Annotated in this window: 9 protein-coding genes; 6 read left to right on the top strand and 3 right to left on the bottom strand. The window is 65.0% G+C overall.

The annotated features are described in order from the left end of the window. A partial coding sequence (locus Q2941_RS49170; protein WP_458197176.1) for an alpha/beta fold hydrolase occupies positions 1-285 on the bottom strand: 285 nt, incomplete at its 3' end. A 154-nt stretch (positions 286-439) separates the two neighbouring features. Between Q2941_RS49170 and Q2941_RS49165 the strand changes: the two genes are divergently transcribed. Genes Q2941_RS49165 through Q2941_RS49140 form a run of 6 tightly spaced genes read left to right on the top strand, consistent with a single transcriptional unit; the run spans position 440 to position 7,077 of the window. Beyond that, positions 440-1,699 carry a D-alanyl-D-alanine carboxypeptidase family protein gene (locus Q2941_RS49165; protein WP_027523289.1) on the top strand — a complete coding sequence of 420 codons (1,260 nt, stop codon included), beginning with the start codon at positions 440-442 and terminating at the stop codon, positions 1,697-1,699. 2 nt (positions 1,700-1,701) lie between these two features. Continuing rightward, positions 1,702-2,388 (top strand): dTMP kinase, encoded by a 687-nt coding sequence (tmk, locus tag Q2941_RS49160; protein WP_254112411.1) that lies wholly within the window; start codon positions 1,702-1,704, stop codon positions 2,386-2,388. After that, positions 2,385-3,431, top strand: coding sequence for a DNA polymerase III subunit delta' (locus tag Q2941_RS49155; protein ID WP_027523287.1), 1,047 nt, complete (start codon positions 2,385-2,387; stop codon positions 3,429-3,431). The genes tmk and Q2941_RS49155 overlap by 4 nt, the downstream gene beginning before the upstream one ends. 40 nt (positions 3,432-3,471) lie before the next feature. After that, positions 3,472-5,469 (top strand): methionine--tRNA ligase, encoded by a 1,998-nt coding sequence (gene metG / locus Q2941_RS49150; protein WP_458197175.1) that lies wholly within the window; start codon positions 3,472-3,474, stop codon positions 5,467-5,469. 10 nt (positions 5,470-5,479) lie between these two features. Next, positions 5,480-6,256, top strand: a complete 777-nt coding sequence (locus Q2941_RS49145) for a TatD family hydrolase (RefSeq protein WP_027523285.1) — start codon at positions 5,480-5,482, stop codon at positions 6,254-6,256. 14 nt (positions 6,257-6,270) lie between these two features. After that, on the top strand, positions 6,271-7,077 hold the full coding sequence (locus tag Q2941_RS49140; RefSeq protein WP_027523284.1) for an MBL fold metallo-hydrolase: 807 nt from the start codon (positions 6,271-6,273) through the stop codon (positions 7,075-7,077). Here the strand turns inward: Q2941_RS49140 and Q2941_RS49135 are convergent. Both Q2941_RS49135 and Q2941_RS49130 read right to left on the bottom strand, forming a co-directional pair. Beyond that, entirely contained in the window at positions 7,074-7,388 is a 315-nt protein-coding gene (locus tag Q2941_RS49135) for a hypothetical protein (protein ID WP_254112409.1), read from the bottom strand. The genes Q2941_RS49140 and Q2941_RS49135 overlap by 4 nt on opposite strands. A gap of 9 nt (positions 7,389-7,397) precedes the next feature. Beyond that, positions 7,398-8,784: autotransporter outer membrane beta-barrel domain-containing protein (locus Q2941_RS49130; protein ID WP_458197174.1), on the bottom strand; the 1,387-nt coding region annotated here is incomplete at its 5' end.

Raw genomic sequence — 8,784 nt, 5'->3', positions numbered from 1 at the left:
GACCATGGCCTTGGTCTCGCCAAGCGCCTGCACCAGGGCAACGACGTCACCGACCGTGTCGAAGATGGAGTAGGCGGTGACATTCGATGGTGCCGTGGTCCGGCCATAGCCCCGCATGTCCGGAGCGACGACGCGAAAGCCGGCCGCCGCCACCGCCGGGATCTGGTGACGCCAGGAGTAGGAGAGTTCCGGCCAACCATGGCAGAGGATCACGAGCGGCCCCTGGCCCTGCTCACGGACGAAAAGATCGATCCCGTTGGCTGAGATCACGCGGGAGGAGGACATCGCTTTTCCGCCTTGTTTCAGAGGTTTGGTCGGAAATCGTGAGGCGCCACGATAGGGACCCCGGCCCACCTGTGCAATCTTCGGGTGATGATCCGGTTCCCCGTGTTGTTTGCGCGGGGGCCAACTGTTAGAACGCCGCTCTCAGGGCTTCGCCATGGCATTTCACTTTCCTCCGACCCGCCCATCCCGGTTCGCCGCCGGGTGGCTCGCGCGCGGGCTCGTTGCCGCCGGCGTGGCGCTGAGCCTCGGCTGGGGCGGCATGCTCTATGCCGCCAATCAGAGCGTGCAGGGCGCCAAGAAGGAAGAAGCCGGCTTTGATGGCGACGCGCCCACCGCGATCCTGATCGAGGCGTCCAGCGGCAGCGTGCTGTTCGAGAAGAATGCCGACGAGCTGCGCGCCCCCTCCAGCATGATGAAGCTGATGACCGCGGAGGTCGTCTTCAATGCAGTGAAGAAGGGCGACATCAAGCTGACCGATGAATACCGGATCAGCGAGAATGCCTGGCGGAAGGGCGGTGCGCCCTCCGGCAGTTCCACCATGTTCGCCGCGATCAACAGCAAGGTATCGGTCGACGATCTCCTGCATGGCGCGATCATCCAGAGCGGTAACGACGCCTGCATCGCGCTCGCCGAAGGCATGGCGGGCAACGAGCGCCTTTTCGCCACCGATTTCATGACCAAGCGCGCCCGCGAGCTCGGCCTGACCAAATCGACCTTCGCCAATTCGAACGGGTTGCCCGACCCCGGCAACAAGATGACGGTGCGCGAGCTCGGCATTCTCGCGCGCCACGTCATCCTGGACTATCCGGAGTTCTACAAGCTGTTCGGCGAGAAGGAGTTCACCTGGAACAAGATCCGCCAGCCCAACCGCAATCCGCTGCTCAACGCCATGGAAGGTGCCGACGGGCTGAAGACCGGCTTCACCAAGGAGGGCGGCTACGGGATGGTCGGCTCGGCCGTGCAGAACGGCACGCGGCTGATCGTCGTCGTCAACGGCCTTGAAGACTCCGAGGATCGCGCCACCGAAGCCAAGAAGATGCTGGAATGGGGTTTTCGCAACTTCGAGACCCGGACGCTGATCGCGGCCGACCAGCCGGTGGGCTATGCAAAGGTGTTCGGCGGCGAGAGCCGCTCGGTGAAACTTGTCGCCAAGGATCCGGTCAAGGTGATGGTGCACAAGAACGGCGGCGACAAGCTGATCGCGCGCATCGTCTACAGCGGTCCGGTGCGCGCGCCGGTCCGGGAGGGGCAGCCGGTCGGCGTGGTGCGGGTCTGGCGCAGCGGCCAAATCGCTGTGGAGACACCGGTCTATGCGGCGGAGGCGATCGGCACCGGCTCAACCATGCGGCGCGCGATCGACGGCGCGAGCGAGCTCGTGATCGGCATGTTCCGCGCGGGCGCCGAGAAGCTCTGACCATGAACGAGATTGCAGTGAAGTCGCCGTCCGGGCGCGGGCGATTCATCACCTTTGAAGGCGGTGAGGGCTCGGGCAAGTCGACCCAGATCAAGCGGCTCGCCGACCGGCTCGACGCCACCAAGCTGAAGACCATCGTCACTCGCGAGCCCGGCGGCTCGCCCGGCGCCGAGATCATGCGCCATCTCGTGCTGTCCGGGATGGGCAAGCTGCTCGGGCCGGATGCCGAGACACTGTTGTTCGCGGCCGCCCGCGACGACCATGTCCGCACCGTGATCGAGCCGGCACTCAACCAGGGCACGTGGGTCCTGTGCGACCGCTTCGCCGACTCGACGCGGGCCTATCAGGGCAGCCTCGGCAGCGTGCCTGAAGGCGTCATCAACGCGATGCAGCGGGTTACGATCGGTGATCTCAAGCCGGACGTCACGATCATCCTCGATCTGCCGGTCGAGATTGGTCTGCAGCGCGCGGCCGCGCGGCGTGGCAGCGGCACACCGGATCGCTTCGAGGGCGAGAGCCTCAAATTCCATCAGGATCTGCGCGAGGCCTATCGCAAGATCGCAGCCGGCGATCCCGGACGCTGCGTGCTGATCGACGCCAGTGGCGATGCGGACACGGTCGCCGCGCGAATCTGGGCGGCGTTGCGCGATCGCGTGTTCAGCGCTCCGACGAAGGCAGCGTCCGCATGAGCCCTCGCCAGACCGAGCGCGAGACCGCGATTCCGCATCCGCGCGAGACCAGCCGCCTGTTCGGCCATCGTGAAGCCGAAGCGGCACTGCTCACCGCCTATCGCAGCGGGCGCATTCCGCATGCCTGGCTGATTGGCGGACCGCAAGGCGTCGGCAAGGCGACGCTGGCGTACCGGATGGCGCGCTTCGTCCTCGCGCATGGCCATCCGCTCGCGCCCGCCGTGCAGCGAGCCGAGGATCTGTCGATCGATCCGAACGATCCCGTGGCGCGTCAGGTCGCCGCCGGCTCGCATGGCGGGCTGTTGACGCTGGAGCGCACGGCGAACGACCGCGGCGTGATGAGGACGGTCATCACGGTCGACGAGACGCGCGAGACGATCGCATTCTTCGGCTCGACGGCGGCTGCCGAAGGCTGGCGCGTCTGCATCGTTGACACCGTCGATGAGCTCAATCCGAACGCGGCGAACGCGCTGTTGAAGATCCTAGAGGAGCCGCCACAGCAATCGCTGTTCCTGCTGGTCAGCCACGCGCCGGCGCGGGTGCTGGCGACGATCCAGTCGCGCTGCCGCAAGCTGCGCCTGCGCTCGCTTGCGACCGACGACGTGATCGGTGCTGCGGCTGTGGCCGCCGAGCTCGACGTGAGCGATCCGGCTCTGCGAGAGGCTGCAGAGGCTTCCGAGGGCAGTGTCGCGCGGGCGCTGACGCTGCTCGGCGGCGATGCGCTGAAGCTTCAGCAGCGTACCGCGGCGCTGCTCGCGCGTCTGCCGCAGGTCGATCCAAAGGAGCTGCACACGCTCGGCGATTCGCTCGGCACCAGCGATCGCGTGGCTCTCGCGGCCTTCATCGACGGCATCGACCGCTGGATCGCCGAGCGGCTGCATGCGGATGAGGCGAGCGCCAACCAGAACCTGCCGCGCCTTGCACGGCTTGCAGAGGTATGGGAAAAGATCGTCCGCGCCGCGCGCGACACCGAAACCTACAATCTGGAGCGCAAGCCGCTGGTTTTTTCGGTGTTCGGCTGGCTCGCGGACGCAACGCGCTAGGCGCTGGTTTCCATTTTTTAGAGCCGCAAAGGAATTCGTGGTGGCAACGCGAGCTAAGAAAACCGTCAAACGCAAGAGCGGCAAGAAGGCTGCGAAAAAGACCGCCAAGAAAACGGCCAAGAAAACGGCCAAGAAATCGACCAAGAAAACAGCCAAGAAGGCCGCGAAGCGGTCGGCCAGGTCGCGTACGCCCAAAGCTGCCAAGAAGACCAGGAAGGTTGCTGCCAAGACTGCGAAGAAGTCCAAATCCAAGGCCAAAGCGCGCGTGACCAAGACGGCGAAGAAGGCCGGCAAGACGAGCGCTAAGAAGCAGGTCGTTGCCAAGAAGGCCGCCGGGAAAGCGGCGAAGGTCGTGAAGCCAACAGTGGTGGCTGCGCCACCCGCGGCGCCGGCCCCCGTCGCGGCTCCTCCCAAGGCTGCGAAGCCGAAAGCGCCGCGCGCGCCTGCTAAGAAAGAAGTCGCTCCGCAGACCGCAGAGCCGGTGGCGGCGCCGTCGCGCGAAAACGCCTTTTACATCACGACCGCGATCGCCTATCCCAACGGCCAGCCCCATATCGGCCACGCCTACGAGGCGATCTCGGCGGACGTGCTCGCGCGCTTTGCGCGACTCGACGGCAAGGACGTGTTCTTCCTGACCGGCACCGACGAGCACGGGCTGAAGATGGTCCAGACCGCGCAGAACGAGGGGCTGACGCCGTCGGCGCTCGCGACCCGCAACGCCAACCGCTTCAGGGAGATGGATGAGCGGCTCGACGTTTCGTTCGATCGCTTCATCCGCACCACCGAAGAGCAGCATCACCGCTCCAGCAAAGAGATCTGGCGGCGGATGGCTGATAACGGCGACATCTATGCCGACACCTATGCCGGCTGGTACTCGGTGCGCGACGAGGCGTATTACGCCGAGGACGAGACGCGCCTGAACGATGACGGTGTGCGGCTTGGTCCGCAGGGCACGCCGGTCGAATGGGTGGAGGAGAAGAGCTATTTCTTCCGGCTGTCTGCCTACCAGGACAAGCTCCTGAAGCTCTATGAGGAGAAGCCCGAGTTCATCGGCCCGGATGCGCGCAAGAACGAGGTGGTGAGCTTCGTCAGAAGCGGCCTGCGCGATCTTTCGATCTCGCGCACCACCTTCGACTGGGGCGTGAAAGTGCCCGGTGACGAAGAGCATGTGATGTATGTCTGGGTCGATGCGCTGACCAATTACATCACCGGCGTCGGATTCCCCGACGAGAGCGACGCCAACTGGGGCCGCTGGCCGGCGGACGTCCACATCATCGGCAAGGACATCATCCGCTTCCACGCGGTCTACTGGCCGGCGTTCCTGATGTCGGCGGGCATTCCCTTGCCGAAGCGGGTCTATGCGCACGGCTTCCTGTTCAACAGGGGCGAGAAGATGTCGAAGTCGGTCGGCAATGTCGTCGATCCCTTCAATCTCGCGGATCAGTATGGCGTCGACCAGATGCGCTATTTCTTCCTGCGCGAGGTGCCATACGGCCAGGACGGCAACTACAACCACGAGGCCATCGTCGCGCGCATCAATGCCGATCTTGCCAACGATCTCGGCAATCTCGCGCAGCGTTCGCTGTCGATGATCGCCAAGCAGCTCGGTGGGGTGCTGCCGGAGCCCGGCGAGTTCAGCGACAACGACAAGGCGATGTTGGCGCAGGCAGATGGCATGATCGCGCTTGCGCGTGAAGCGATGGCGACGCAGCAGATCCATCAATGGCTCAACGCGGTGTGGGCCGTGGTGGCCGAAGCCAACCGCTACTTCGCGGGCGAGGCGCCCTGGGCGCTGGCGAAGACCGATCCGGCGCGGCAGAAAACGGTCCTGTACGTGACCGCCGAAGTCGTGCGCCAGATCGCGATCCTGACCCAGCCCGCGATGCCGACGGCATCAGGCAAGCTGCTCGACAGCCTCGGCATCCCCGAAGGCGAGCGCAACTTTGCGATGCTCGGCGGCGAGAAGCGGATCGCGCCCGGCTCGACGCTGCCCGCGCCGACGCCGGCGTTCCCGCGCTACGTCGAGCCGGCGGCGTAAGGCCCGGACGATGTTGGTCGACAGTCACTGCCATCTGGATTTTCCGGATTTCTCGGACGATCTCGACGGGATCGTGTCGCGTGCCGCGGCCGCAGGCGTTGGCCGTATGGTCACGATCTCGACGCGGGTGCGCAAGCTCGACCAGCTCATCGCCATCGCCGAGCGCTACGACAACGTCTATTGCTCGGTCGGCACCCATCCGCACAATGCGGATGAGGAGGACGGCGTCTCCGCCGACGAGCTGATCGCGCTGACGAAGCATCCCAAGGTGGTTGCGCTTGGGGAAGCCGGGCTCGATTACTTCTACGACAACGGCTCGCCGGAGGCGCAGGCGAGGGGCTTTCGCGCCCATATCGCGGCGGCGCGCGCAACCGGCCTGCCGCTCGTGATCCACACCCGCGAGGCGGACGAGGATTGCGGGCGCATCCTGGAGGAAGAAGTCGCGAAAGGATCATTTGCCGCCGTGCTGCATTGTTACACGGGCGGACGCGAGCTTGCTCTGAAGGCGATTTCGCTTGGTCTCTACATCGGCTTCACAGGCATTCTGACCTTCAAGAAGTCGGAAGCATTGCGCGCGCTCGCGGCCGAGCTTCCGGCGGACCGCATCCTCGTGGAAACGGATTCGCCCTATCTCGCGCCGGGCAAATTCCGCGGCAAGCGCAACGAGCCGGCTTATGTGGTGGAGGTGGCAAAGGTGCTCGCCGAGACGTGCGGCGTATCGCTTGAGGAGATCTCGCGCCAGACCACCGAAAACTTCTTCCGCCTGTTCTCCAGGGTGAAGGCCTGAACCAGGGACGCCGCATGACACTGACGCTGACGATTCTGGGCTGCGGCTCCTCCGCCGGCGTGCCGCGCCCGGCGCTCGGCTGGGGCGCCTGCGATCCCAACAATCCAAAGAACCGCCGCCGCCGCTGTTCGCTGCTGGTCGAGCAGGCCGGCGAGCACGGCACCACGCGGATCGTGATCGACACCTCGCCCGACCTGCGCGAGCAGCTGATCGACGCCAATGTCGACCACATCGACGCCGTGTTCCTGACCCACGAGCATGCCGACCAGACCCACGGCATGGACGATCTGCGCTCGGTCGTGCTGCACATGCGCAAGCGCATTCCGACCTATTTCAACCAGTCGACCGCCAAAGACATCATGGCGCGGTTCTCCTATTGCTTCATCTCGCCGGAGGGCAGCGACTATCCGCCGATCCTGACGCGGCATTCCATCGAGGCGGGCGAGACCCAGACCATCCTGGGGAAGGGCGGCGCGGTGAAGATGACGGCCTTCCTGGTGCAACACGGCCAGATCCCCGCGCTCGGCTATCGTATTGGCGATGCCGCCTACACGCCCGACCTCAACGACATTCCGCGCGAGAGCTGGGGTGCGCTGGAAAATCTCGATCTCTGGATCGTCGATGGCCTGCGCTACACCGGCCACGTCAGCCATTTCAGCATCAATGACGCGCTGTCCTGGATCGAGCGCTTCAAGCCGAAGCGCGCTGTCATCACCAACATGACTGCTGACGTCGATTACGAGGTGGTGAGGCAGTCGCTGCCGGCGGGCGTGGTGCCGGCTTATGACGGCATGCGGCTGGAGATCGTGCCGTCGCCTTAGAGTTCGAAATGAGAATCGAGCAGGCCGCTCCAATCGTTCCTGCTCCGACCGTTCATGCTCACCAGTTTCCCTGTCCGGTCAAAATGAACGTACATTGTCCATGAAAACACGATTCCAAAGTGGTCGACCTCGCGTTGCGAGGTGAACATGGTCTCATCGTAATGCTGTAGATCGGGCACTCTCGACTTCACCACGTCCAGAGGGTCGCCCTTCCTCAGCAACTGCCATTCTCCTGGCATTGGTGGCTTGGCCATAAGAACGATACTAGTGGAAAGAAGTATAACGATTGCAAGGACAGCGATTTTCTTCACGGTGTCGTCCTACCAGGCGTAGCGCATGATGGCCTTGCCGGTATAGGACCGCACCTGGCTCGCGAATTCGCCGTCGAAGCTTGCGGCTGCGGCCCAGCCGTTCAGCCATTTCAATTCAATCGCCCCGCCCGCGAGCGCTGAGTTCGGAGCCAGCGCCGCGCCGCTGGCGACGTAACCGAGGCCGGGCAGCGCCTGGAAAGCCGGTGCAACCGTGCTTGCGGCGCTGAAATCATGCGCCCAGGCGAGGTGCGTCCGCAAATTCAGCGCACCGCCCTGAAGCGCGAAGGACGCGTTGGTGCGCAAGCCCAGTTCGCTGCGGCTGTCGGTGACACGATCGCTGCCGAAGGCCGCCGCAAACGCGTTCGTAGCAAAGGCCGGTTGGGATACGTTTGCCGGCAGGCTGAAGGCCATGACCTGTCCGGCGGCGTAAGCGGTCACGCCGAGCCAGGGAATCGCGAAGCGATAGCCGCTCTCGATGCGGCCGGAATAAGCATTGGCGTTGAAGGCCGCGTTGAGCTGGTCGACGCCGGGATGATCGCTGGTGATGGCTTGCCAGCCATAGGCAACCGCCGTGGCGACATAGGCCTGCCCGACCGTATGCCTGACGAAGGTTCCGGCCTGAAACAGATCGGAGCGACCACTGCCGGCGCTGCCGGCGAAATTGGTGCCGCCGCCGGCCATGGCAAAGCCAAACCGCGTTTGCGGCGACAGCGAGTAATCGGCCCCGACCACGGTTGCAAAAATCCGGCTCGATGAGCTCGGGCCCGGCGCGGCGCTGTTACCTGCCACTTGCGAGCCGCCGATTCCCGAAGCCCAGACGTTCCAATGCGGCGCGTACGCGGAGCCGATGAGGGGCATCTTGCCGTAGAGGGCCTCATAGACCTCGCGCCCGACACCGCCGCGCGTTCGATCTGAAGGGATCGCGGCGTAGGCCGCCAGCGCTTCGTCAGCGAGCGCCGGCGAGGCTTCCGCGCCGCGACCGTCGATAGCGGGATCGAGCAGCGTCTGCGTGAACTGCGTCATCGCGAGGAAAGTCGCTTGCGCGGTCTCGGCCTGGGACAGCGCCAATGGGCCCGGTGGCGATGCCGGACCGATGCCGGCACTCATACCCGAAGGTGGCGACATGGCTGCAGCAGCGACGCTCGGCTGACTGGTTGGATTGCTGCCCACGGGAGGTGAGGTCATGCCGCCGGTGACCGCGCCGCTGTTGGGCGTGGCGGGAGAGGCGATGGCAGCGCTGCCGGCATTGGGCGTTGCCGGCGATGCGGGACCTGCGGGCATGTGAGTTGTTTGCGGGGACGATGCAGGAGCGGCAGCCTGCTCCGTCGCAGGCGCGCTAACAGGCGCCTCCGGCAGGCCTTGCGCGTGCGCGATGCCCGGACTGTCTCTTATACAC

The organism is Bradyrhizobium sp. UFLA05-153, assembly GCF_054185185.1.
The sequence above is the reverse complement of the archived record's forward strand: the minus strand, read 5'-3'. Positions and strand labels throughout refer to the sequence as shown.